This window comes from Planomicrobium soli, from assembly GCF_003014655.1.
GTDB classification, from domain to species: Bacteria; Bacillota; Bacilli; order Bacillales_A; family Planococcaceae; genus Planococcus; species Planococcus soli_B.
This window is the reverse complement of record NZ_PYAT01000008.1, coordinates 1-24,544: the sequence shown is the minus strand read 5'-3', so window position 1 is coordinate 24,544 and position 24,544 is coordinate 1. Positions and strand designations below refer to the sequence as shown.

The following is a 24,544-nucleotide window of genomic DNA, read 5'->3' as shown; positions in this document are numbered from 1 at the left end:
TTTCATAATGATAGTGCTGTGTTTTACAGACTGAGGAGGAAAGTTAAATATGAAAGCAAGAGGTCGCATCATCGCCTTTTTTCTACTAGTAGTCGCCTTGTTTGGCATGATAGGCACTACCGGAATGCCGATTGCAAAAGACATTAAATTAGGATTGGACCTTCAAGGCGGATTTGAAGTTCTTTACGAAGTCCGAGCGCTTGAAGATGGACAGGAAATTAACCAGGCCGTTTTAGCGGACACTACTGACGCCTTGATGAACCGCATCAACGTTCTTGGAGTAAGCGAGCCGGTCATCGCAATTGAAGGCGAGGACCGGATCCGCGTTCAGCTTGCTGGAGTGGAAGATCAGGCTACTGCCCGTGAACTCCTGTCAACAGAAGCGAATTTAACGTTCCGCGACGCTAATGACAATGTCATGCTTGCCGGGAACGACTTGAAACAAGGCGGCGCACAAGCCACTTTCGGGTCAAATGGCGAGCCGATTGTAACGCTTGAATTGAATGACTCCGGTAAATTTGCTGAAATAACCGGGCAAATTGCACAGATGCCAGCTCCAGATAATGTACTGGTCATTTGGCTGGATTTTGAAGAAGGCGTTGATTCTTATCAAGAAGAACGTTTGAAACCGGATCCGAAATTCGTTTCCGATCCGCGTGTGTCTCAGCGCATCAATTCCCCATCGGTGGAAATTTCAGGTGCCTTCACAGTGGAGGAAACGCAAAACTTGGCGGGTATCTTAAATGCTGGAGCCCTTCCGGTAAAACTGGAAGAAATCTACTCGACATCCGTCGGTGCACAGTTCGGTGCACAGGCATTGGATCAGACCGTTTATGCAGCAGCGGTAGGTATCGCTCTAGTCTTACTGTTCATGCTTCTGTATTACCGGTTGCCTGGACTTATAGCTGTGATTACCTTATCAGTATATGTTTACTTGATCCTGTTGACGTTCGAATGGATTGGCGGCGTCTTGACATTGCCGGGGATTGCGGCAATCGTACTTGGGGTCGGGATGGCGGTCGATGCCAATATCATCACGTATGAGCGCATACGCGAAGAATTGCGCGTCGGACGCTCTGTGAAGGAATCGTTCCGTGCAGGGGCGGCATCATCTTTTTCCGCAATCTTTGACGCCAACATCACTACATTGATTGCTTCAATCGTCTTGTTCGTATATGGAACAAGCTCTGTTAAAGGATTTGCCACATTGTTGATCATCTCTATTCTGGTCAGCTTTTTGACAGCTGTCTGGGGAGCTCGCATTCTTTTAGGTTTGTTGGTCGGCAGCAGCTTGCTCGACGGAAAGGTCGGCTTGTTCGGATTGCGTAAATCGCTTGTCCATAAACCGGAAGAAAATTTGGAAATCCTGGATTTATCAACACGTTTCGACCGTTTCGATTTTGCACGTTCACGCAATAAGTTTTTCTTGTTGTCTCTTGCTACTATAATTGCCGGTATGGCGGTAATCGGGATTTTCCGGTTGAACTTAGGGATTGACTTCTCAAGCGGTACGCGAGTTGAGATAACAGCCGATTCTGCGTTAACGCAAGAACAAGTCCAGACGTTCTTGTCGGATAGCGGTTATCCATCAAAAGATGTCGTCATTTCCGGTGATGCTTCCAATATCGGGGTCAGCCGTTATGCCGAGGCATTTACACAAGGAGAAATCAATGATTTGAAAGCAGCAGCGATCGATGAATTTGGAAATGAACCAAATGTTTCCACAGTATCGCCGACTGTAGGACGGGAACTAGTGAAAAATGCCATATGGGCACTTGCACTTGCATCGATCGGCATAATCATCTATGTCGCGTTCCGTTTCGAATGGCGGATGGGAATTGCTTCGATCGTCGCCTTATTGCATGATATCTTCTTTATAGTTGCGCTGTTTAGCTTGCTTCGTTTAGAAGTGGATATAACCTTTATCGCTGCCGTTCTGACCATTGTCGGGTATTCGCTCAATGATACCATCGTAACGTTTGACCGGATTCGTGAAAACTTAAGGCATATGAAGAAAGTCGATTCGGAAGAACAGTTGGCGTTAGTTGTGAACAAGTCGCTTCGCCAAACGCTTGGCCGTTCTGTTAATACGGTATTGACAGTCGTGCTGGTAGTAACAGCGCTCCTGATATTCGGAGCGCCATCGATCACGAATTTCTCACTTGCATTGCTGATCGGCTTGATCGCAGGTACGTATTCGTCAATTTTCATCGCAGCCCAAATCTGGCTAGTGCTGAAAAAACGCGAGTTGCAGAAAAAAGGTCCGATCGACATCGAGAAGAAAGAACAAGAGTCCAAATGGGGTTCTGACGAGCCAGTCGTATAAAGAGAAACTCCTTTCCGCGGGAGTATTATTGGCCGCTGGAGGGATAAGTTTATAAAAGAAATGGAACGGGGTATGGAATACTGACCTTGTTCCATTTTTTTATTACCGAAAGGAGAGATCTCCATGAAAATGCAATGGCTCATATTGCTCGGACTTGTTTTTGCTGTCATCATTGCCTTGTTTGCCGTTGTTAACGTGGATCGCGTGCCGGTCAATTATATTTTCGGCACTGCCCAGTGGCCGTTAATTCTTGTGATACTGGCATCTGCACTGCTAGGATTTTTGCTGAGCGGCGTGTTCGCATTAGTCCGGACCTATTCGCTGCAGCGCAAAGTCAAAGCGCTTCAGAAAGAAATCGCAGTCAAAGAGTCCTTGATTGCTACTCAGCAAAATGAAATTGCCGAGTACCAAAAGGCGGATGTCGTGCCTGAAGCGATGGTTGTCACAAATGATACAAACCAGCTGTAAATTAAAACCTTTCGGACTATTGCCGAAAGGTTTTTGTCTGCGCATTTTTTCTGTATAATGGACGGGTGAGGAAGTGAAGAGCCATGATAGAATCAAAAAAACGATGGCGGCTGACAACACCGGAAAGCGGGTTGGTGCAAGCCATCCAACAAGAATTATCCATCTCATCCGTATTGGCTAAAATATTAGTGACACGCGGCATTACCACAGCCGAAGAAGCACGTAAATTCATGAACATGGACGAAAGCGGAGTACATAATCCGTACTTGATGAAAGATATGGACATCGCCGTGGAACGAATCCGTTTGGCGATTGAGCAAAATGAAAAAATTGTCGTCTACGGAGATTATGATGCTGACGGCGTCTCAAGCACGACAGTCATGTTAACGGTTTTGCAGGATCTTGGGGCAGATGTGTCGTTCATGATTCCAAACCGCTTTAAACACGGCTATGGCCCGAATAAAGAGTTGTTTAAGCGGGCGTTTGAAGAAGGCGCCAAACTGATCGTTACGGTGGACAATGGCATTTCCGGAATTGAGGAAGTGGGTTATGCCAACAGTCTGGGGCTGGATGTTATTATTAGTGACCACCACGATATCGGCGATATAATGCCGAACGCATTGGCCATCATCCATCCGCGCCATCCGGAAGGCAATTACCCGTTTGGTGAACTGGCAGGGGTCGGTGTCGCTTTTAAAATGGCACATGCCTTATATGAAGACCTGCCTGATCATTTGCTTGAACTGGTTGCAATCGGAACAATTGCCGACTTGGTGCCGCTGCACGATGAAAACCGCTTTTTGGTGAAAGAGGGGCTGGCGGCGCTGCGCACTTCTCCGCGGGTTGCGGTAAACGCGCTTTGCGAAGTGTCCGGTGTTCAGCAACGTGATATTACTGAAGAGACAATCGGCTATATGTTCGGTCCGCGCATCAATGCAATCGGCCGCCTGCAAGACGCCGATCCGGCAGTTCACTTGTTCATGACGGAAGATCCCGCACAAGCCCGGGATTTAGCGAGCAGCCTGGATCTTTTGAACAAGGAGCGGCAAGCGATCGTCAAACAGATTGCCGACGAAGCGACCGCGCAGGTTGACGCACGCTATCCTGATGGCCCGCCACGGGTCATCGTCGTTGCCCAGGAAGGCTGGAACCCTGGTGTTGTCGGTATTGTGGCGTCAAAGCTGACGGAAAAATACTACCGGCCGTCGATCGTTTTGTGCTTGAATCCTGAAACCGGAAAAGCAAAAGGTTCCGCGCGCAGCATCGAAGGTTTTCATTTGTACAATGAGCTGGCAGAAAACCGCGACATCCTCCCGCATTTCGGAGGTCATCCGATGGCAGCTGGCATGACCTTGGAACTTAATCACGTTGACGAGCTGCGGGAACGATTGAACATGCAAGCCGAAACAAGTCTCTCGGAAGAAGACCTGATTCCGGTTGTGGAGATCGACATACCGGTGCGTCTGGATGAAATCGATATTGAAACCATCGAATCGATGCGCTTTTTGGCACCGTTCGGCATGGGCTTTTCCAAGCCGAAATTCTTTCTGGATGGAGTGAAAGTATCATCGATCCGGAAAATCGGCGCAGCCCAGAACCATTTGAAGATGGAGTTGGTACAAAATGCTGTAACGCTCGATGCAGTTGGCTTCGGCATCGGTTCTGTCGGTGACGAACTGACGCCCGATGTCCAGATTGATGTTATCGGCGACTTGCAGATCAATGAATGGAACGGCCGCAAAAAGCCGCAACTGCTGATTGAAGACGTCCGTACTGACGAATGGCAGCTGTTCGATATTCGCGGCATCCGGCAAGTTTCCCGCTGGTCGAAGCTTATTCCTGAAAAAGAGCAGGTTTATCTGGCATTCAAGCCAGATACTGCGGCGCTTTTCAAATCCATGATCAGTGAACCGATATATGGCATTGAAACGCTCAATGAGCTGGAAGCCCCGAAACATCATCTTGTGCTATTGGATTTGCCGGATAGCGAAGAGCAGCTTGCACAAATTTTGTCGGAATTGAGACCAAAGCGGATCTATGCGCATTTTTATGCAAAAGACTCCCAGTATTTTGAGCAGATACCAACACGGGACCAGTTTGCATGGTTATTCGCGTTTATAAAAAAACGGGGTTCATTCGATTTCAAAAAGCACGGAGATGAGCTGGCGAAACATAAAGGCTGGACGCGGGACGCGATATTTTTCATGCTTCAGGTGTTTTTTGAACTCGGTTTTGTTACACTTAACAATGGACTTACGGAAATTGCAAAAGCGCCAAGCAAACGCGATTTGTCAGAAGCGCCGATTTACAAAAAGCGTGAACAGCAGATTGCGCTCGAGCAAAAGCTCTTGTATGCGTCCTATAAAGATTTGAAAGAATGGTTCGATACGAAACTATCGGCCAAGGAGGAAAAGATATGGATTTAAAGCAGTATGTAACAATAGTAGAAGATTGGCCAAAACCAGGTATCCGTTTCAAAGACATCACATCACTGATGGACAATGGAACTGCCTATAAATACGCTACGGACCAAATCGTGGAGTATGCAAAAACGGTAAACGCTGAAATCATCGTAGGCCCGGAAGCACGCGGATTCATCATCGGCTGCCCGGTTGCTTATGCGCTTGAAATCGGATTTGCCCCAGTGCGGAAAGAAGGCAAATTGCCGCGCGAAGTTATTCGTGCTGAATATGGCCTTGAATACGGGAAAGATGTTTTAACAATGCACAAAGACGCAATCAAACCAGGTCAGCGTGTGCTTATTACTGATGATTTACTGGCAACTGGCGGAACTATCGGCGCAACGATCAACCTGGTTGAACAGCTTGGCGGCGTAGTGGTAGGCTGTGCCTTCTTGATTGAATTGACTTATTTGGATGGCCGTAAAAACCTAGATGGCTACGATGTAAATACTTTGTTGAAATACTAAAATATCTTCTTCGTCTTTCGGGGCGAAGGGGTTTTTTTATAAAATGAAGGGTATGTAAAAGAGTGAAACTAATGAGGAAGAGGTGGCCGAATGATTCAATTAGACAAAAACCATGATCCATCAAGGAACAAGCAACTGATTGATGAACTACTGGAAAATCCATTGTCGATGGATGAAACGATGAAAGAAACTGAAGCTTACTTTGACGAAATTAAGATTGAACCGATAGCAAACCCGGTATTGGAGCGTCCAAGATCCGTAGCTGAACGGGCATTGTCGATTTACCGGCAGCCGTATGCCATTCCTGACCAACATGGATATAAATGGACTTCGGATGGGACAGAGATATATCCGGAATGGAAAATCACCCTTGATCAGGAATATGAAAACCTAGAAAAAACCATCACTCGATATGTCAACGTTACAGATTTTGGTGCAGTAGGCGACGGCAAGACAGATTGCACGACTGCATTCCAAAAAGCGATTGGCAAAGGCCGGGTTCATGTATATGTTCCGCCAGGCGTCTACATAGTAAAATTCATAGAACTGCCTTCCTGGACGCGTTTAATCGGTGCAGGCAAATCCGAAACAACCTTAAAACTTCATCCCGATACTCCAAAACGGCGCAGGCTCATTACCAATTCGAATTACCTGAAGGGCAACCGCAATATTGCTGTTGAAGACCTAAGCATGGACTGGAACGTCCATCGTTTGGAAAGTCTGGAGAAAACCGGTTTTGGCGGCAATTTCTCAAGCTGCCTCGTATTTGCTCAGGTCACTTACGGTTGGGTAAGGAATGTAGAAGGCATCAATCCAGGGCTGCATTGCTTCGATATAACATCCCCTTTATATAACTATTCAGGCGACGGGTTCCGCGCGCGTGGAGGAAGCCGGTATATTTGGCTTGACCATGTGACAGGCTATGGTTTCGGCGACGATGGCGTAACTACCCACCACAGTGACTACATTTTCGTTTCGAATTCATTTTTCTGGGACCCAAGCGGTGCTGCCCATGACAAAGGCGTGGCCAATTCCAATGGCCTTGAAATTGATGACGGCTCCAGGCATATCTGGCTCGTAAACAATGTAACAGCCCGCTGCTTCGGCGGAATCGAAATAAAAGCTCATGGTTCGTCTTCTGCGGCGTCCGGCGTCCACATATCTGGCCATTTGTCGTTAAACGATAACCGTGCTTACAACTTCCGCCATATCGGGCACCATAAAATGACGGATCCGGAATCCGTATCAGCTTATAATATTACGGCAGAACGCATTATTGCCATTGCACCCGTATTTTCCGACCTGTACTGGGTATCGACGCCGCGCGCTTTGGTTGTCTCCGGCTACCGCAATGTGGTCATCAACCGCTTTTTGTTCGCAGGCGATCCGGAGTACGACTATAAAGGAAATCCGGCTGTAACCATTCAATTCCGGGCAAATCATGTTTCTATGAATAACGGTATTTTTAAAGGTTTTAAGACGGCAAAGTCAGATATTTTAGTATCTGGCGGCGACAATGGAGCCAACCATGTACGCGTGCGGAACATCGAGAGCATCGATTCTTCTCCTGAAGCTTTGTCGGTAGGAGACGAATGCATTGATGTGATTGTAGAAGGCGTTACTCAAAAGGAGGAACAAACATGAAATTAGCAGGAAAAAAAGTGCTGAGTTTTGTTCATCATGAATTCGAGGATCTTGAATTATGGTATCCAATACTGCGTCTTCGTGAAGAAGGCGCGACGGTCCACTTGGCCGGTGAAGAAGCCCATACGAAATATATCGGCAAGTACGGCGTTCCTGCCGAATCCGATTTTGCTTATGGCGACATCACACCAGAGCAATACGATGCGATTCTTGTTCCTGGGGGTTGGGCGCCGGACAAAATCCGCCGGTTCCCTGAAGTTTTGAACATCGTCCAGCAGATGGATGAAAAGAAAAAACCGATCGGCCAAATTTGCCATGCCGGCTGGGTCCTTATTTCTGCGGATATCTTGCAAGGACGTAAAGTGACGAGCACACCGGGCATTAAAGATGACATGACTAATGCCGGAGCAGAATGGTTTGATGAACCTGTCGTTGTTGACGGCAATCTTGTGTCAAGCCGCCGTCCGCCAGATTTGCCGGAATATATGCGGGAATTCATTAAAGTGATGGAAATCTGCTAACAAAGCTTTACTTTTCCTTCCCTTGTTTTTTATAATATAAAGATATACTTTTCGAAAAAATAGAAGCAAGGTGGGCAATTATGGCCAAAGATCAAATTAGGACAGCAGAAGACGTATTCCAAATGGTTGCCTCTTATATGAACGCTGATCATGTTGAAATGATAAAACGGGCGTATGAAGTTGCGCTTGATGCCCACGAAGGGCAGTTCCGAAAATCAGGTGAACCGTATATCGTACACCCTGTACAGGTAGCTGGGATTTTGGCGGACTTGCAAATGGACCCTGCAACAGTAGCTGCAGGTTTTTTGCATGACGTAGTAGAAGACACCAGTGTCAGCCGCGAGGACATTGTCCGCGACTTCAATGAAGAAGTGGCACTTTTGGTTGACGGTGTAACAAAGCTCAGCAAAATCAAATACATGTCGAAAGAAGAACAGCAGGCGGAAAACCACCGCAAAATGTTCGTGGCCATGGCCCAGGATATCCGTGTTATTTTGATCAAGTTGGCAGACCGTCTGCACAATCTTCGGACGTTGAAGTACCAATCGGTTGAAAAGCAGCGCATCAAAGCGAACGAAACGCTGGAAATATTTGCGCCGATTGCACACCGCCTAGGGATCAATACGATCAAATGGGAGCTTGAAGACACAGCGCTTCGTTATTTGAACCCGCAGCAATATTACCGCATTGTCAACTTGATGAAGAAAAAGCGGACCGAACGGGAAGAATACTTGAATAAAGTGATGGGCGAAATCCGCACTCAATTGGACGATGTCGACATTCAAGCGGAACTTTTTGGACGCCCAAAACACATATACAGCATCTACCGGAAAATGGTTCTGCAAAACAAGCAATTCAACGAAATTTATGATTTGTTGGCCGTTCGGGTCACGGTCGAGACTGTCAAAGATTGCTACGCCGTGCTTGGCATTATCCATTCCACATGGAAACCGATGCCCGGGCGCTTTAAGGATTATATCGCCATGCCGAAACAAAACCTTTATCAGTCGCTTCATACGACAGTCATTGGGCCGCAAGGCGATCCGTTGGAAGTCCAAATCCGTACGGCAGAAATGCATCGCATCGCCGAATACGGGGTGGCGGCGCATTGGGCTTATAAAGAAGGCAAGGCTTCTGAACGCCCGAAAAGCTCCGTGGATTCCCGCTTGACATGGTTCCGGGAAATTCTTGATTACCAGAACGAGTCAGACAATGCGGAAGAATTTATGGAGTCGCTGAAATACGACCTGTTTTCTGATATGGTTTATGTTTTTTCGCCAAAAGGCGATGTGATTGAAATGCCCGCCGGTTCTTGTCCGATTGATTTTGCTTACCGGGTGCATTCCGAGATTGGCAACAAAACCATCGGCGCAAAAGTGAATGGGAAAATGGTTCCGCTTGATACCGAACTGGTAACAGGAGATATTGTTGAAATCCTGACATCCAAGCAATCGGTTGGGCCAAGCCGCGACTGGCTGAAAATAGCTAAATCCACCCAAACAAAAAATAAAATCAAGCAGTTCTTTAAAAAGCAATTGCGCGTTGACAATGTGCAAAAAGGCCGGGAACTGATTGAAAAAGAAATAAAAGCGCAAGAGTTTCCAGTCAAAGATGTGCTGACCAATGAAAACATTAAACGCGTCTGCGATAAATTCAATTTTGCCGGGGAAGATGATATGTATGCGGCGGTCGGCTTTAACGGCATTACCGCTCAGCAAGTTGTCAACCGTTTGGCTGAAAAATTGCGCAAAAAACGCGAACAAGAAGAAGCGCTAGAAAAAATCACTGTAGAAATGAAAGCAGCCAATCCGAAAAAACGGACCGAATCCGGCGTTATTGTCAGGGGCATCGACAACGTCATGATTCGCTTATCGCGATGCTGCAATCCGGTTCCTGGAGACAGCATCATCGGATTTATCACAAAAGGCCGCGGCGTTTCAGTTCACCGGGGCGATTGTCCGAATGTCCAGTCGAATGAGACCGACCGCCTCATTCCGGTTGAATGGGAAAATACAGAGACAGTGGAAAACAAATCTTACCAGATCGATATCGAAGTCCAAGCTTATGACCGGACTGGCTTGATCAATGAAGTCATGCACATGGTCAGCGAAACGAAGACGACAATTACAGCTGTCAGCGGGCGTGCCGACAACGATAAAATCGCGACAATCAATCTGACCATCATGATTCCGCACATCTCTTATTTAAACCGGGTGGTCGAACGGATCAAGCAGCTGCCGGACGTTTACTCGGTGACGCGCGTGACCAATTAAGGAGGAGCCATGCGGGTAATTTTACAGCGTTCCAAACAAGCTTCTGTTAAAGTCGAAGGGACCGTAACAGGAGCAATCAGCTCAGGCTATGTCCTACTCGTCGGCATCACCCATGAAGATACCATCGATGATGCAAAATACGTAGCGGGAAAAATTGCCCAGCTGCGTCTCTTTGAAGACGAAGAAGGCAAAATGAACCATTCAGTTTTAGAAGTGGGGGGCGACATCCTGTCGATCTCCCAGTTCACTTTGTACGGCGATGTGAAAAAAGGGCGCCGGCCGAGTTTTACTTCGGCTGCCCGCCCTGAAATCGCAGAGCCCTTATGGCATGCGTTTAACGATGCTTTGAGGGAGAACGGATTGACAGTCGAGACCGGCATTTTCGGCGCCATGATGGACGTTGAACTGGTTAATGACGGTCCCGTCACCCTTGTAGTTGAATCCAAATAATAAAAACCGGCACAGGAAATGGTTCCTGTGCCGGTTTTTATTGTGAATCAGAATTATTTATGAGAATTTGCTGTTTGTTTGCGGCAAGCCGATAGTTATTTGCAACAAATTAGGCATTATTTACAGAAGTTAGAAAAAGCACAAAAATAAAAAACGGCACGGGATTTTCCCCATGCCGTTTTTGCTATTGCCCGAGCTGGGCATCAAAATAATTGACGATGCCGGTATACAAGCCAAGCGCCGCTTGATCGCGGAATTGGCTGGTCGTGACAATTCGCTCTTCGTTGAAATTGCTCAAATAGCCCAGTTCAACAAGGACGGCCGGCCGCTGGTTCTCACGGAGCACCAGGTAATTGCCGTTTCGTACGCCGCGGCTGTCGAGCGATAATTTGCCTTCAAGGCCGGCATTGATCGCTTTGCCGAGCTGCTGCTGGTAGCTATGCATAAAATAAGTTGTGAACCCATGGACACTGTTGTCGTTGATGGCATCATAGTGGATGCTGATAAATGCATCAGCTGCTGATTGATGGCCATCCGATACACGTTTTCGCAAGTCGACAAAAACATCGGACTGACGGGTCATCACAACTTCGGCGCCGGCAGAACGCAAGTAATGCGACAAGGCTTCGGCTGTTTTCAGCGTCAAATCTTTTTCCACTGTTCCCCGTACTCCGACTGTGCCGCCATCGTTCCCGCCGTGCCCGGGATCAAGGACAATGGTAACGCCATTCAGTGTTCCGGCTTTGCGGTTTGCCGGTTGTTTTGCCGGTGCTTTTTGTGCACCGGATGCTTCGCCGGCGGTTACGACCCAAGTTGCAATAAATGCCTGCTGGCCATCTGGCAACGCTACTTTGTACCAATCTCCTTGCTTCACGACAACTCCTAGCTGGTCACCGGCGTTTGCCCGGCTGACAACTCCGGAAGCGGTAGAAGGCTGCGCACGCAAATTAGTGCCGTCGGTCAGGACTGTCACCTTTTCAGTTGTAGAGGCGGTTGCGGTTTTGACAGACTGGTCGGAAAGGTGGCCATAGAAAGCGTAAACCCAGCCGGTTAGATCTGCCGATAAACGGATTTGGACCCAGTTTCCTTCAAAAGACTGGATCGCATATACTTCGCCTTTATGGACTGTCGCAATTTTACTCGAGCTAAGGTCCGCTTTTTTACGGACATTCAAAGTGCTGACAGCGATTTCAAAAGAAGCGGCATTATTTGCTGCTGGAGCGGGATTTTCCGACTTGGTTTTTGTAGCCGTTATGTATTGTTTAGAAACAAAGCCACGTGTATTGCGGAATTCCACTTCAACCCAGTCACCAGTTTCTCCGATCAGTTTTGCTTGGTCACCAGCGTTCATTTGCGTAAGAACCGATGCCGAAAGGTCGGGTTGTGAACGCACATTCAAGCGGTCAACCGAAGAGACTGCTGTTTGTGCCGACGATTTATCAGTTGCAGCAGAAGTGAGCCATGAAGCCACCCAACCGGTCGAATCTCCGGCCTGCACTTTGAACCACTCGCCTTCTTGCCCGATGACGGTCACTTTGTCGCCTTTAGCAAGAGACCCTGCAACGCTGTATGTTAAACCGGGACCAGTCCGTAAGTTAACGGTGGAAGCGTTGATTTGGGTGCCTCCGGTTTCTGCGACAGCCATATGCCCGCCGAAAGCTGGAGGAAAATTAGCAATCAATAAGAAAAGTAAAATAATAGCAGTAAGCCACTTGCGGTTCATTTAGCACCTCCAATTAGGATTATAGATTTATAATAGCAAAAAAAATCAGGCATTGGTGAAAAAGGTTGACAAGATTTGCGAAGATAATTAAGATTAACTTTATTATCTTTATATATTTTGCTGATGACGAAGAAAGTAGTCGCATGATTGGCTGAAAAGAGAGGGAAAGTCCTAGGCTGCAAACTTTCCTGCAGAGATCGGTGATGAATAACACTTACGAGGCTTTTTTCTGAACGATGGCATTTGCTGTTTATTAGGAAAAGACGGAACCGGCCGTTATCCGGAATGAGAGGATGCACTTCTGTGCATCAACTAGGGTGGAACCGCGGAAGCTAATACAGGCTCTCGTCCCTTGCGTAAAGCAAGGGGCGGGAGCTTTTTTGTATGGAAAATCAGAGGAGTGAAAATCATGAGCATTCAAGCACCACGCGGCACATACGATGTATTGCCGGACCAATCTGCCAAATGGCAGGAAGTCGAACAGAAAATAAACGAGCTATGCCGACTTTATCAGTACAAGGAAATCCGTACACCAATTTTTGAACACACAGAACTGTTCCAGCGCGGAGTCGGCGACACGACCGATATCGTCCAAAAAGAAATGTATACGTTTCAGGATCGCGGCGACCGCAGCTTGACGTTGCGGCCGGAAGGAACAGCGTCTGTAGTCCGCGCGTATGTTGAAAATAAATTATTCGGTCTGCCTGACCAGCCAGTGAAGCTGTTCTATACAGGGCCGATGTTCCGCTATGAACGCCCGCAAGCTGGCCGGATGCGCCAATTCGTGCAATTTGGAGTTGAGGCAATCGGCTCGAAAGACCCGGCAATCGACGCGGAGGTTATTTCACTGGCAATGGACGTTTACCGTTCAGTTGGCCTAAAAAGCCTGCGCCTGGTCATCAACTCACTTGGCGATACGGAAAGCCGCATTGCGCACAAAGAAGCGCTGATCGCACACTTTGCTCCGCGAATCAATGAATTTTGCAGCGATTGCCAGACACGCCTTGAAAAAAATCCGCTGCGCATTTTGGATTGCAAAGTAGACCGTAACCACCCGCTGATGGGAACCGCGCCATCGCTTGCCGATTTCTTGAATGAGGAATCACAGCAATATTTTGACGACGTCAAAGGCTACCTTGAGAACTTGGACATTGACTATGTTGTCGATCCGAACTTGGTGCGCGGCTTGGATTACTATAACCACACCGCTTTTGAGATCATGAGTGACGCTGAAGGATTTGGCGCAATCACGACACTGGCAGGGGGCGGGCGTTACAACGGCCTTGTGGAAGACCTTGGCGGGCCGCAATCGCCAGGAATCGGTTTTGCAATGAGCATTGAACGTTTGCTGTTGGCGCTTGAAATGGAGAAGGTTGAAATCGGCGATTCGCAAAACCTGGAAGCGTATGTGGTTGCAATGGACGAGACGACCAAGAAAAAAGCATTCAGCATCGTTAAAAACTTGCGCGAAAACGGCATTTCAGCAGATATGGATTTTGGCGGCCGTAAACTAAAGGCGCAAATGAAATCGGCCGACCGCAAAAAAGCGGCATACGTCATTGTGATCGGCGAAAATGAAATTGCCAATGGCAAAGCTGCTGTCAAAGAAATGGCAACGGGCGAGCAGGTAGAAGTGGTGTTTGAACAATTAGCAGAGACAATTTTGAAGAAGAAATCATTGGGGGAATAATTATGTCAAGATCGCATTATAGTGGAGAAGTAAACGAATCTGTCATCGGCCAGCGCGTCGCATTAAAAGGATGGGTTCAAAAACGCCGGGATTTGGGCGGGTTGATTTTTGTCGACGTACGCGATCGCTCAGGCATTGTACAAGTGGTGTTCAACCCGAAAATTTCCGAACGCGCCGCTGAAATCGGCGAAAAATTGCGCAATGAATTTGTTGTAAGCATTGAAGGGCTAGTTGTTGCAAGATCGGATGGCCAAGTGAACACTTCGATGAAGACTGGCAAAGTAGAAGTGCAAGTGGACCATGCAGCAATCATCAATGCGGCGAAAAACCCGCCATTTGCTATTGAAGACAACACGGACGTCAGCGAAGACCTGCGTCTGAAATACCGTTATTTGGACTTGCGCCGTCCGGCAATGTTTGAAACGTTTAAAATGCGCTCGGACATTACAAAGTCTGTCCGCAATTTCTTGGACCGCGAAGGCTTCCTGGAAGTGGAAACGCCGATTTTGACAAAATCCACTCCGGAAGGCGCCCGTGATTATTTGGTGCCAAGCCGTGTTCATGAAGGCGAATTCTACGCACTTCCGCAATCGCCGCAGCTATTCAAACAAATGCTGATGGTGTCCGGATTTGATAAGTATTACCAAATCGCACGCTGTTTCCGAGATGAAGACTTGCGCGCTGACCGCCAGCCGGAATTCACCCAAATCGATATGGAACTTAGCTTCCAGACAATGGAGGATATCATTCAGTTAAATGAACGCTTAATGGTACAAATGATGAAAGATGTGAAGGGGCTCAGCATCGAACCGAAGTTCCAGCGCATGAGCTATAAAGAAGCGATGGACCGGTTCGGTTCCGATAAGCCGGATGTTCGTTTCGGTTTAGAACTCATTAACGTTTCGGATCTGGTCAAAGATTCTGCATTCAAGGTATTTTCAGGTGCTGTTGAAAATGGCGGCCAAGTAAAATTGATCAACGTTAAAGGCGTTGCCGCCAACTATTCGCGCAAAGACATCGATGCACTTGGTGAATTTGCCGCGGTATATGGCGCTAAAGGGTTGGCTTGGCTGAAAGTGGAAGAAGAAGGCGTAAAAGGCCCGATTGCAAAGTTTTTCGAAGGCGAAGCATCTGCAGCGTTAATCACACGGGCAGAAGCGGAAGCGGGAGATCTGCTGTTGTTTGTTGCTGATTCAGCATCCGTTGTCGCCGATGCACTCGGAGCACTCCGCTTGAAATTCGGCAAAGAGCTCGGATTGATTGACAACTCAGTCTATAAATTCTTATGGATCACAGACTGGCCATTGTTTGAATACGATGATAAAGCAGGCCGCTATTTTGCAGCTCACCATCCGTTCACGATGCCGTTTGAAGAAGACCTCGACAAATTGGAGACAGATCCGGCAAGTGTCCGGGCCCAAGCATATGACTTGGTGCTGAACGGCTATGAACTGGGTGGAGGTTCTTCACGTATCTACCGCCGCGACATCCAAGAAAAAATGTTCAGCGTCCTTGGCTTTTCGGACGAAGAGGCGAAAGAGCAGTTCGGTTTCCTGATGGAAGCTTTCGAATACGGAACGCCACCACACGGCGGAATTGCGTTCGGATTGGACCGCTTGGTTATGCTGCTTTCTGGAAGCACAAACCTTCGCGACACAATCGCATTCCCGAAAACCGCAAGTGCCAGCGACCTTTTGACAAACGCTCCAAGCCCTGTGTCGCAAGCGCAGCTTGAGGAATTAAGCCTATCGGCCAAAGAACAGAATAATCAAAAAGTTTCAGATTAAAACATTTGTCTATTCCGTGAAGATGTGCTAATATCTAGTTATTAAAGAATCCTGATGTGTTCGTTTTCAGCAATTCAGTTTTGACCCAACATTTTGTCGTCGGGAGACTGAATTTCGTCATGGCTAACATGCCCTCACCGGAAGTTAAAAGTGATGAAGAGGTCACCCACCTGCTAGAAGCGGGTTCAAAGCGATGAGCACCAAAAAAGACGGCACGATTGGGATTCTTTATCAACTTAAACTTTATCTCCCTCCTTCAATTTGTCGGAGGGATTTTTTATGTGTATAATTTGGGGTACACCGATTCCATTTGAAGGGCAGGAAGATCATGTTACATCAATTTTCTCGGAACGAACTGGCAATAGGCAAAGAAGGCTTGAATTTAGTTAAAAATGCAACCGTTGCAATTCTTGGAGTTGGCGGAGTGGGATCATTCGCTGCAGAAGCTTGTGCTCGCAGCGGTGTAGGCAGAATCATTCTTGTCGACAAAGACAATGTGGACATTACCAACATCAATCGCCAGCTGGTGGCCAACCTGTCAACAGTCGGCCAATCCAAGGCGGAAGTGATGAAACGGCGCATTGCTGATGTTAATGAAGATTGCGAAGTTATTTCATTACATATGTTCTATACGGAAGAAACATATGAAGAATTTTTCAGCTACAATCCAGACTACGTGATTGATGCATCCGATACGATGATCTACAAGGTCCATTTGATGCAGGAATGCTACAAGCGTGGAGTAAAAATCATCGCAAGCATGGGCGCGGCAAACAAGACCGATCCAACGCGCTTTCAGATTGCAGACATCTCTAAAACGCATACGGATCCATTAGCAAAAATCATCCGCAAAAAATTGCGTGATGCAGGCATCAAAAAAGGCATTCCTGTCGTATTTTCTGATGAAAGCCCGATTGTCGTGCGGGAAGATGTCGTAGAGACTGTCGGCAAACCAGGCGCTGCTATCCGCAAAGCCCAGATGCCGCCGAGCTCCAATGCCTTCACACCATCTGCGGTTGGTTTGATTGCCGCCAGCTGGGTCATAAACGATATTACAAAAAACATCCCGATCCAACGGGTTCGCACAAACTAGAAAAACCGGCTCGAAAGTTGAGCCGGTTTTTCTGTGCAAAATAGTGGTGAACGTGCGTAAAAATTTTTAAACGTGCGTATTTTTTCGTAAGCGTGCGTATTTTTCACTGAACGTGCGTATTTTCTCTGGAGCGTGCACAAAATTTTGTAAGCGTGCATAAGGTTCTCGAAAGCACAAAAAAAGCCATCTCCTTAAAAGGAAATGGCTCTGATTTAACGTTTTTTCTTTCGGAACGTCTTTAATTTTTCGTAAATGCCCGCGAACTTTTTTTCTTCACCGGCAATGACCGGTTTATAGTATTCGGCTGATTTGATTTCAGCAGGTAGATAGTCCTGATCTACCCAGCCGCCAAAAGAACCGATCGGTGTGTCGTGGGGGTAACGATAGCCAACATGCCCAAGGTCCGAACTGCCGGCATAATGGGCATCGCGAAGATGCATCGGAATATCGCCGGTCTGGCCTTTATGGATGGCGGAAGTTGCCGCATCAATTGCTTTATAGGCCGAGTTGGATTTCTCGGACAAGCACATCTCGGCAACTGCCTGGGCAAGCGGGATGCGTGCTTCCGGCAAGCCGAGGCGGTCAGCTGCCTGGCAAGCGGCGAGCACATGGCCGCCGACCGCTGGATTGGCGAGGCCGATGTCTTCGTAGGCCATGACAAGCAAGCGGCGCGTCACCGCTGTCAGATCACCGTTTTCTAGCAGATGTGCTAAATAATACATGGCAGCGTTGATGTCGCTCCCGCGCACCGATTTTTGGAGCGCTGACAACAAGTTGAAGTAATGTGATCCTTTTTTGTCGCCGAAGACGCCAATTCGCTTCATCATCTGTTCGATGATGCTATTGTCGACGATTGTTTTGCCGTCCTCTTCATCCGAAGCCATGACAATTGATTCGAGCATCGTCAGGGCTTTTCGGGCATCGCCGTTCGAACCTGATGCAATGCGTTCAATTTGTTCCGGTGCGATGGAGATTTCTTGGCTGCCAAGGCCGCGTTTTGGGTCCTCCAATGCACTTTTTAACAATTGGGCAACATCTTCCTGCGTCAATCGCTTCAGCTGCTTTATTTCGCCGCAGCGCGATCTGATGGCCGGATTGACGTCGTGGAACGGATTTTCTGTTGTTGCGCCGATCAAAATGATCGACCCGCTTTCAACATGGGGCAAGAGCGCGTCTTGCTGGAGTTTGTTAAAGCGGTGGATTTCGTCCAGGAACAGCAGAACTTTGCCGGTCATCCTCGATTCGGTGACGACGTCTTCAACGTCTTTTTTGCCTGACGTCGTTGCATTCAGGGCGATGAACGGCAGTTTTGATGTGCCGGCGATAGCGTGGGCAATCGACGTTTTTCCGATACCCGGCTCGCCGTACAAGAGCATGGACGGAATATGGCCGTTCTTGATCATTTTGTAAAGCGCGGTTTGGGGCCCAATAACATCTTGCTGACCGACCACTTCATCGATCGTCCTTGGACGCATCCGGTATGCCAAAGGTTCGTTCTGCAAACTAAAAAACTCCTTCCGTACATCAATTCTATCAGTATATCGCGTCAACTTTGAAAAGTCATTGCAAGTCCATTCTGTCTAAATATGCTATACTGATTTGAAGAATAATGGAATATAACTTTGAGGTGTAACCATGAAAATATCGACAAAAGGCCGTTACGGCTTGACCATAATGATCGCGTTAGGAAAAGAATATGGAGAAGGCCCGGTGCCGCTCCGGAAAATTGCTGCCGACTACGAATTGTCGGAAGCTTATTTAGAGCAGCTAGTCGCGCCGCTCCGGAACTCGGGGCTGGTGAAAAGTGTGCGGGGAGCTTACGGCGGCTACATGCTGACGCGTTCGCCGAAGGAAATTTCAGCCGGAGATGTGATACGGGTCCTGGAAGGCCCGATTCAACCGGTCGAAGGCATCGATGATGAAGCCCAGCCGCAGCGTGAGCTGTGGGTACGGATACGCGATGCAGTAAAAAATGTACTCGATACAACTACTATTGATGATCTGGCAAATCACCAGGATGGCGAAAACGAAAACTACATGTTTTATATATAAAAGGAGTTAAAGAAATGAACCGAATTTATTTAGACCATGCGGCTACTTCTCCGGTGCATCCGGAAGTGGTTGAGGCGTTTGCAGGCGCGCTCGGTACAGTTTACGGAAATCCGTCAAGCATCCATAGTTCCGGAAGAACGGCGCGAAAAGCATTGGATGACGCGCGCCGTGTTTTTGCGGAAAGCATCAACGCAGGCGATGCGGAAATAATCATCACCAGCGGTGGAACGGAAGCCGACAATTTGGCGATTTTTGGTACGGCAGCGAAAAAACAGGGCAAACACATCATCACATCTGCTATTGAACACCATGCCGTTTTGCACGCATGCGCCAAACTGGAGCGTGAAGGCTATGAGGTTACTTACCTGCCGGTTGACGTAAATGGCCGTGTCGAGGCAGAAGACGTGAAAAAAGCGCTCCGTGACGATACAATTTTAGTGACGGTCATGCTGGGCAATAATGAAGTTGGCACAATGCAGCCCATTGCGGAAATCGGTGAATTGCTGAAGGGTACGGACGTCACTTTCCATACCGATGCAGTACAGGCTTATGGCATTTTACCGATCGATGTGGAAACGTTGAATGTGGATTTATTGTCAGTATCTGCACATAAACTGAACGGACCGAAAGGCATCGGGTTCCTTTATCAGCGCAAAGGCACGCAGCTTGCGCCTCAATTGATCGGCGGCGAACAAGAACGCAAACGCCGCGCCGGTACGGAAAATGTGCCGGGCGTCATCGCTTTTGCAAAAGCTGTCGCCATTTCTTTGGAAGAAAAAGAAGAGAAATGGGCACTTTACAACGGATTCAAAGAGATGTTCAAAGCCATTCTTGAAGGAGAAGGCGTTAATTTCTATGAAAATGGCAGCCATCAAATGCCTCATATACTGAATTTAAGCATACCCGGCATCGATATCGAGTCTTTCTTAGTAAACCTCGATTTGGCCGGTATCTCTGCGTCAAGCGGATCTGCTTGTACAGCGGGTTCGATTGATCCGTCACATGTTTTGGTGGCGATGTACGGCGAAAAAGCGGAACAAAGCCGCAATTCCATCCGTTTTAGTTTTGGCATCGGGCTGACTGAACAAGACATTATACAAGCGGCTGAAAAAACAGCCCAAATCAGCAAGCGTTTAGCGCTTAAGTGAAAAGGTGAGATAAATGACTGTAAAAGCACCACAAGATACACGAGTTGTCGTCGGCATGTCCGGCGGAGTCGATTCTTCAGTAGCCGCTTATTTATTGAAAGAACAAGGCTACGATGTGATCGGCATCTTCATGAAAAACTGGGATGATACCGACGAGAACGGTTTTTGTACAGCAACGGAAGATTACGAAGACGTCATCCGTGTCTGCAATCAAATCGGCATTCCGTATTACGCCGTCAATTTCGAAAAACAATACTGGGACAAAGTGTTTACGTATTTCCTGGAAGAATACAAAGCCGGGCGTACACCGAACCCTGATGTTATGTGCAACAAAGAAATTAAATTTAAAGCGTTTTTGGAGCATGCGCTAAGCTTGGGTGCTGATTATTTGGCGACCGGCCATTATGCGCAAGTAGAGCATACCGAAAACGGCGAAACCAAAATGCTGCGCGGCAAAGACAACAACAAAGACCAAACGTATTTCCTGAACCAATTAAACCAAGATCAATTATCAAAAGTGATGTTCCCAATCGGCCATATGGAAAAAAAGAAAGTGCGTGAAATTGCACTCGAAGCGGGTCTTGCAACAGCTACGAAAAAAGATTCTACAGGCATCTGCTTTATCGGAGAACGCAATTTCAAGGAATTTCTCGGACAATATTTGCCGGCTCAACCCGGCTCGATGGAGACCCTGGAAGGCGTCAAGATGGGTTCACATGACGGCTTGATGTATTACACGATCGGCCAGCGCCAAGGATTAGGAATTGGCGGTGCGGGAGACCCGTGGTTTGTGATCGGCAAAGACTTGGATAAAAATATCTTATACGTCGGCCAAAACATCAACCATGACGCCCTGTTTTCGGACAGTTTGTCGGCCGTAAACTTAAGTTTTACATCAGGTAATGCGCCAACAGGAACGCTTGAGTGCACAGCGAAATTCCGCTATCGCCAAGCGGACGTAAAAGTAAGCGTCGAGTTTATCGGCGATGAAGCGATTGTTACGTTTGCAGAACCGGTTCGTGCAATTACCCCGGGACAGGCAGTGGTTTTCTATGATGGTGAAGAATGCTTGGGCGGCGGAACGATCGACCGCGTCTTTAAAAACGGCGCACGCCTTGAATATGTAGGGTAATAGGAGAGAAAAACATGAATTACAATGAAATCGGTATTAGAGCGCTTCAAGAAGGCAATACTGAAGAAGCGATCAAGGCATTCACGCAGGCAATCGAAGAACAACCAAACAACCCGCTAGGCTATATCAATTTTGGGCATGTCTTGACGTCGATGGACGACGTGGAACGGGCAGAGCGCTTTTTTCAAAAAGCGCTCACGCTTGATGAAACTTCTGCGACCGCTTATTACGGATTGGCAAACTTATATTTCAATGCTGAACGCTATGAAGAAGCGCTTAAACTTTATGAAAAAGCGGTACAGTACGGGCTCGAGGGCGCTGATGCACATTTTATGATCGGCAAATGCTTAGAGCGGCTCAATCAGCCGAAATTGGCGCTGCCGTATTTGCAGCGAGCAGTGGAATTGGATGAAAATGATGTTCCAGCCCGCTTGAGCTACGGCATTATGCTCGCTTCAATGGAGTTGTTCGATCTTGCGGAGCCGCAATTCCGAAAAGTAGTAGAGCAAGAGCCGGGCAATTCGGATGCTCACTACAACCTGGGTGTTCTATACGCGGTCTCAACAAATCGCACGAACGATGCGCTTTATCATTTGGAACAAGCGTATACATTGGATGAAAACAATGAAATGGCGCGCTATGCGTACGATATGATAAAAACACAGCTTTAAAAAAGTGAAAGGAGGCGGCTGGCATGGCAGGGCAGATCGATTTGTTTCAAGAAGAAGTTCAGTTTGTGCTGGGACGTCCGGTCGTTTCTATTTTTCACAATCCCGATAATTTATTTTCCATCGCAAAAGTGAAAATCCAACAAACAAACACCTCGTATGAAGAAAAAGAAATCATTGTTTCCGGCTATTTCCCCCAGTTATCGATGGAAGAACAATACCGTTTCACCGGATTGGTCAAAAACCATCCAAAATACGGAGTTCAATTTCAGGTCGAGACATTCACCAAAGAAGTGCCGGAAACCGAACAAGGCATCATCCATTATTTATCAAGCGATATGTTTAACGGCATCGGCAGAAAAACTGCCGAGACCATTGTCAAAAAGCTTGGGAAAGACGCCATTAAAAAGATTCTGGAGGACCCGGAAGCGCTTGATGCCGTTCCGCGGCTATCAGATGACAAAAAAGACAATATCCGCGCAACTTTGCAAATGAATCTTGGGCTTGAACGGGTCATGATCCAGTTGAACGACTGGGGCTTTGGCCCGCAAGTCGGCATGCGCATCTACCAGGCATACCGTGAAGAAACGATCGACCTTTTAACAAAAAATCCGTTTCGTCTTATTGAAGAAATCGAAGGCATCGGTTTTCAGCGGGCAGATGAACTTGGCGCGAAACTAGGCATTACCGGCAGCCATCCAGACCGCATCAAAGCGTCGATTCTGCACTTATTGAACCAGGCATCGTTATCGGAAGGCCATGTCTTTGTTGATGCGAAAACGCTTATTCCACTTGTTAAGCAGCTGCTTGAAACGAGCCAGCGCGAAGAAATCTCCATCGAAGCGGTTTCGAAGGCGATGATCGAATTGAACGAAGAAGGCAAAGTGGCTGGCGAAGAAACGCGGCTTTATTTGCCGTCCCTTTACTATTCCGAAGTTGGAATAGCGACAAAGCTCGAGACCTTGCTTGCATCCCAGGAAAACCGCGACCGTTTTCCGGCCTCCGAAGTGCGGCGTGCACTCGGCGAAGCGGAAGAGCGTCTTGGCGTCAATTACGCCGAAACGCAAATTGAAGCGATCGACTCGAGCATCAATTCCTCGGTGATGATTTTGACCGGCGGACCGGGAACCGGGAAGACGACCGTTGTCAGAGGATTGGTCGAAGTATACGCGGAGCTGCATGGCCTTTCGCTTGATCCGAAAGATTATGCCAAGAAAAAAGAACCGTTTCCGATTATTTTGGCGGCTCCGACTGGCCGTGCTGCAAAACGCCTGAGCGAGTCGACCGAACTGCCGGCAATGACCATCCACCGGTTGCTCGGTTTTAATGGCCAGGAAAAAGAAGAGGAAACCGAGAAGGAAATCGATGGCAAATTGATCATCATCGATGAAATGTCGATGGTTGACACCTGGCTTGCACATCAACTTTTAAAAGCTGTCCCGGAAGACGCACAAATCATTTTTGTGGGTGACCAGGACCAGTTGCCGCCTGTCGGACCAGGCCAAGTGCTCCGGGATTTGCTCGATTCGAAGCGCATTCCGACGGTCGAATTGAAAGATATCTACCGGCAATCGTCCGGTTCCTCGATCATTGAACTTGCTCACCAAATGAAAAACGGCCAATTGCCCGCAGATATTACAGCAAAAACCTCAGACCGTTCGTTCATCAAAGCGGGAGCCGAGCAAATTCCGACAGTTGTTGAAAAAGTCGTGAAAAGCGCCTTATCGAAAGGCCACTCGATCAAAGACATCCAAGTGCTCGCACCGATGTACAAGGGGCCGGCCGGCATTGATGCATTAAACCGGATGATTCAGGAAATGGTCAATCCGAATCAGGACGGCAAGCGGAAAGAGCTCGTTTTCGGCGATATCACTTACCGGATCGGCGATAAAATACTCCAGCTTGTCAATCAGCCGGAAAGCAATGTGTTTAACGGCGATATGGGCGAAGTTGTCGCTATCATGAAAGCGAAAGAAACTGTAGAGAAACAGGATATGCTTGTAGCGTCTTTTGATGGCATCGAAGTGACATACGAGCGCAGCGACTTGAATCAACTGACGCTTGCATATTGCTGCTCGATTCATAAAGCGCAAGGCTCGGAATTCCCGACAGTCATCATGCCGGTCGTCCGCGGCTATATGAAAATGCTGCGGCGCAATTTGCTGTATACCGGAATTACAAGAAGCAAGGACTTTCTGATTCTTTGCGGTGATCCGAGCGTATTCCGTTTCGGCGTGGAACGCACGGATGACACCAAACGGATGACGACGCTGAAAGATCGCCTGGCGGTTTCCCAAGCCGAACCTGAAACAAAAACGGAAACCAACCCCGAAGAAACTGGACCGGCAAGCTTAACAGCTGACAATGCCCATGCCATCCATCCGTTGATCGGAATGGAAGGCGTTACGCCGCGTGATTTTTTGGAAGCATAGGAAAGGAAAAAAGCGCCCGTGGGCGCTTTTTTACAGGCTGTCGAGAAACTCTCGGCAGCTTTTTTCATTTTGCTCCAGGCGGACGCTTTCCGCGGGCACGGCCTCAGCCGCTCCCTTCGCTTCGCTCTGTCCAGGGTCTTCGGCTCGCGCTGGTCCCGCTGGAGTCGCCGCCTTCCGCTCCATTTGCGACTTTTGCAGGTTTTCATTG

General features: G+C 47.8%; 18 protein-coding genes, 1 other RNA gene and 1 other annotated feature. Of the genes, 17 read left to right on the top strand and 2 right to left on the bottom strand.

The window, feature by feature from the left end:
* The first annotated feature begins 49 nt into the window (after window positions 1-49).
* The 8 genes from secDF to dtd all read left to right on the top strand — a co-directional run bounded on the left by secDF (window position 50) and on the right by dtd (window position 10,611).
* On the top strand, window positions 50-2,326 hold the full coding sequence (gene secDF, locus B0H99_RS11365; RefSeq protein WP_106533801.1) for a protein translocase subunit SecDF: 2,277 nt from the start codon (window positions 50-52) through the stop codon (window positions 2,324-2,326).
* Window positions 2,327-2,449: 123 nt separating this feature from the next.
* A complete protein-coding gene (locus B0H99_RS11360; RefSeq protein WP_106533800.1) occupies window positions 2,450-2,794 on the top strand; it encodes a LapA family protein in 345 nt (114 codons plus the stop codon).
* A gap of 83 nt (window positions 2,795-2,877) precedes the next feature.
* Complete coding sequence (gene recJ / locus B0H99_RS11355; protein ID WP_106533799.1) at window positions 2,878-5,220, top strand: single-stranded-DNA-specific exonuclease RecJ; 2,343 nt, start codon at window positions 2,878-2,880, stop codon at window positions 5,218-5,220.
* Window positions 5,211-5,723 carry an adenine phosphoribosyltransferase gene (locus B0H99_RS11350; RefSeq protein ID WP_106533798.1) on the top strand — a complete coding sequence of 171 codons (513 nt, stop codon included), beginning with the start codon at window positions 5,211-5,213 and terminating at the stop codon, window positions 5,721-5,723. Before recJ ends, B0H99_RS11350 begins: the two co-directional genes overlap by 10 nt.
* Window positions 5,724-5,813: 90 nt before the next feature.
* Complete coding sequence (locus tag B0H99_RS11345) at window positions 5,814-7,367, top strand: glycosyl hydrolase family 28-related protein (protein ID WP_106533797.1); 1,554 nt, start codon at window positions 5,814-5,816, stop codon at window positions 7,365-7,367.
* The gene (locus tag B0H99_RS11340; RefSeq protein ID WP_106533796.1) at window positions 7,364-7,888 is read left to right on the top strand and encodes a type 1 glutamine amidotransferase domain-containing protein; all 525 of its coding nucleotides are present in this window, start codon (window positions 7,364-7,366) and stop codon (window positions 7,886-7,888) included. Before B0H99_RS11345 ends, B0H99_RS11340 begins: the two co-directional genes overlap by 4 nt.
* A gap of 80 nt (window positions 7,889-7,968) precedes the next feature.
* Window positions 7,969-10,161 carry a RelA/SpoT family protein gene (locus B0H99_RS11335; protein WP_106533795.1) on the top strand — a complete coding sequence of 731 codons (2,193 nt, stop codon included), beginning with the start codon at window positions 7,969-7,971 and terminating at the stop codon, window positions 10,159-10,161.
* A gap of 9 nt (window positions 10,162-10,170) precedes the next feature.
* Window positions 10,171-10,611, top strand: a complete 441-nt coding sequence (dtd, locus tag B0H99_RS11330; protein ID WP_106533794.1) for a D-aminoacyl-tRNA deacylase — start codon at window positions 10,171-10,173, stop codon at window positions 10,609-10,611.
* Between the two features lie 184 nt (window positions 10,612-10,795).
* Here dtd and B0H99_RS11325 read toward each other — a convergent pair whose 3' ends face one another.
* Window positions 10,796-12,334, bottom strand: a complete 1,539-nt coding sequence (locus B0H99_RS11325; protein WP_106533793.1) for an N-acetylmuramoyl-L-alanine amidase family protein — start codon at window positions 12,332-12,334, stop codon at window positions 10,796-10,798.
* A gap of 114 nt (window positions 12,335-12,448) precedes the next feature.
* Window positions 12,449-12,690: a binding site (T-box leader), on the top strand.
* Window positions 12,691-12,743: 53 nt separating this feature from the next.
* Here B0H99_RS11325 and hisS point away from each other — a divergent pair.
* From hisS to B0H99_RS11305, 4 genes are all read left to right on the top strand, one after another.
* The gene (gene hisS, locus B0H99_RS11320; RefSeq protein WP_106533792.1) at window positions 12,744-14,024 is read left to right on the top strand and encodes a histidine--tRNA ligase; all 1,281 of its coding nucleotides are present in this window, start codon (window positions 12,744-12,746) and stop codon (window positions 14,022-14,024) included.
* 2 nt (window positions 14,025-14,026) lie between these two features.
* Window positions 14,027-15,811, top strand: coding sequence for an aspartate--tRNA ligase (gene aspS, locus B0H99_RS11315; protein ID WP_106533791.1), 1,785 nt, complete (start codon window positions 14,027-14,029; stop codon window positions 15,809-15,811).
* Window positions 15,812-15,856: 45 nt separating this feature from the next.
* Window positions 15,857-16,040, top strand: a non-coding RNA gene (gene ssrS, locus B0H99_RS11310) — 6S RNA.
* Window positions 16,041-16,139: 99 nt separating this feature from the next.
* Window positions 16,140-16,904, top strand: a complete 765-nt coding sequence (locus B0H99_RS11305) for a tRNA threonylcarbamoyladenosine dehydratase (protein ID WP_106533790.1) — start codon at window positions 16,140-16,142, stop codon at window positions 16,902-16,904.
* A 212-nt stretch (window positions 16,905-17,116) separates the two neighbouring features.
* Here the strand turns inward: B0H99_RS11305 and B0H99_RS11300 are convergent, their stop codons facing one another.
* Window positions 17,117-18,406, bottom strand: a complete 1,290-nt coding sequence (locus tag B0H99_RS11300; protein WP_106533789.1) for a replication-associated recombination protein A — start codon at window positions 18,404-18,406, stop codon at window positions 17,117-17,119.
* Window positions 18,407-18,539: 133 nt separating this feature from the next.
* Between B0H99_RS11300 and cymR the strand changes: the two genes are divergently transcribed.
* Genes cymR through recD2 form a run of 5 tightly spaced genes read left to right on the top strand, consistent with a single transcriptional unit; the run spans window position 18,540 to window position 24,336 of the window.
* The gene (cymR, locus tag B0H99_RS11295) at window positions 18,540-18,956 is read left to right on the top strand and encodes a cysteine metabolism transcriptional regulator CymR (RefSeq protein ID WP_106533788.1); all 417 of its coding nucleotides are present in this window, start codon (window positions 18,540-18,542) and stop codon (window positions 18,954-18,956) included.
* 14 nt (window positions 18,957-18,970) lie between these two features.
* On the top strand, window positions 18,971-20,104 hold the full coding sequence (locus B0H99_RS11290; protein WP_106533787.1) for a cysteine desulfurase family protein: 1,134 nt from the start codon (window positions 18,971-18,973) through the stop codon (window positions 20,102-20,104).
* A 13-nt stretch (window positions 20,105-20,117) separates the two neighbouring features.
* On the top strand, window positions 20,118-21,236 hold the full coding sequence (gene mnmA / locus B0H99_RS11285; protein WP_106533786.1) for a tRNA 2-thiouridine(34) synthase MnmA: 1,119 nt from the start codon (window positions 20,118-20,120) through the stop codon (window positions 21,234-21,236).
* 14 nt (window positions 21,237-21,250) lie between these two features.
* Window positions 21,251-21,907 carry a tetratricopeptide repeat protein gene (locus B0H99_RS11280; RefSeq protein ID WP_181313655.1) on the top strand — a complete coding sequence of 219 codons (657 nt, stop codon included), beginning with the start codon at window positions 21,251-21,253 and terminating at the stop codon, window positions 21,905-21,907.
* A gap of 23 nt (window positions 21,908-21,930) precedes the next feature.
* The gene (gene recD2, locus B0H99_RS11275) at window positions 21,931-24,336 is read left to right on the top strand and encodes an SF1B family DNA helicase RecD2 (protein ID WP_106533784.1); all 2,406 of its coding nucleotides are present in this window, start codon (window positions 21,931-21,933) and stop codon (window positions 24,334-24,336) included.
* Window positions 24,337-24,544 lie beyond the last annotated feature (208 nt).

What these genes read in the sequence shown, in the direction of transcription:
- secDF (WP_106533801.1), top strand. Translation starts at nt 50, where the DNA reads ATGAAAGCAAGAGGTCGCATCATCGCCTTTTTTCTACTAGTAGTCGCC.
- B0H99_RS11360 (WP_106533800.1), top strand. Translation starts at nt 2,450, where the DNA reads ATGAAAATGCAATGGCTCATATTGCTCGGACTTGTTTTTGCTGTCATC.
- recJ (WP_106533799.1), top strand. Translation starts at nt 2,878, where the DNA reads ATGATAGAATCAAAAAAACGATGGCGGCTGACAACACCGGAAAGCGGG.
- B0H99_RS11350 (WP_106533798.1), top strand. Translation starts at nt 5,211, where the DNA reads ATGGATTTAAAGCAGTATGTAACAATAGTAGAAGATTGGCCAAAACCA.
- B0H99_RS11345 (WP_106533797.1), top strand. Translation starts at nt 5,814, where the DNA reads ATGATTCAATTAGACAAAAACCATGATCCATCAAGGAACAAGCAACTG.
- B0H99_RS11340 (WP_106533796.1), top strand. Translation starts at nt 7,364, where the DNA reads ATGAAATTAGCAGGAAAAAAAGTGCTGAGTTTTGTTCATCATGAATTC.
- B0H99_RS11335 (WP_106533795.1), top strand. Translation starts at nt 7,969, where the DNA reads ATGGCCAAAGATCAAATTAGGACAGCAGAAGACGTATTCCAAATGGTT.
- dtd (WP_106533794.1), top strand. Translation starts at nt 10,171, where the DNA reads ATGCGGGTAATTTTACAGCGTTCCAAACAAGCTTCTGTTAAAGTCGAA.
- B0H99_RS11325 (WP_106533793.1), bottom strand. Translation starts at nt 12,334, where the DNA reads ATGAACCGCAAGTGGCTTACTGCTATTATTTTACTTTTCTTATTGATT.
- hisS (WP_106533792.1), top strand. Translation starts at nt 12,744, where the DNA reads ATGAGCATTCAAGCACCACGCGGCACATACGATGTATTGCCGGACCAA.
- aspS (WP_106533791.1), top strand. Translation starts at nt 14,027, where the DNA reads ATGTCAAGATCGCATTATAGTGGAGAAGTAAACGAATCTGTCATCGGC.
- B0H99_RS11305 (WP_106533790.1), top strand. Translation starts at nt 16,140, where the DNA reads ATGTTACATCAATTTTCTCGGAACGAACTGGCAATAGGCAAAGAAGGC.
- cymR (WP_106533788.1), top strand. Translation starts at nt 18,540, where the DNA reads ATGAAAATATCGACAAAAGGCCGTTACGGCTTGACCATAATGATCGCG.
- B0H99_RS11290 (WP_106533787.1), top strand. Translation starts at nt 18,971, where the DNA reads ATGAACCGAATTTATTTAGACCATGCGGCTACTTCTCCGGTGCATCCG.
- mnmA (WP_106533786.1), top strand. Translation starts at nt 20,118, where the DNA reads ATGACTGTAAAAGCACCACAAGATACACGAGTTGTCGTCGGCATGTCC.
- B0H99_RS11280 (WP_181313655.1), top strand. Translation starts at nt 21,251, where the DNA reads ATGAATTACAATGAAATCGGTATTAGAGCGCTTCAAGAAGGCAATACT.
- recD2 (WP_106533784.1), top strand. Translation starts at nt 21,931, where the DNA reads ATGGCAGGGCAGATCGATTTGTTTCAAGAAGAAGTTCAGTTTGTGCTG.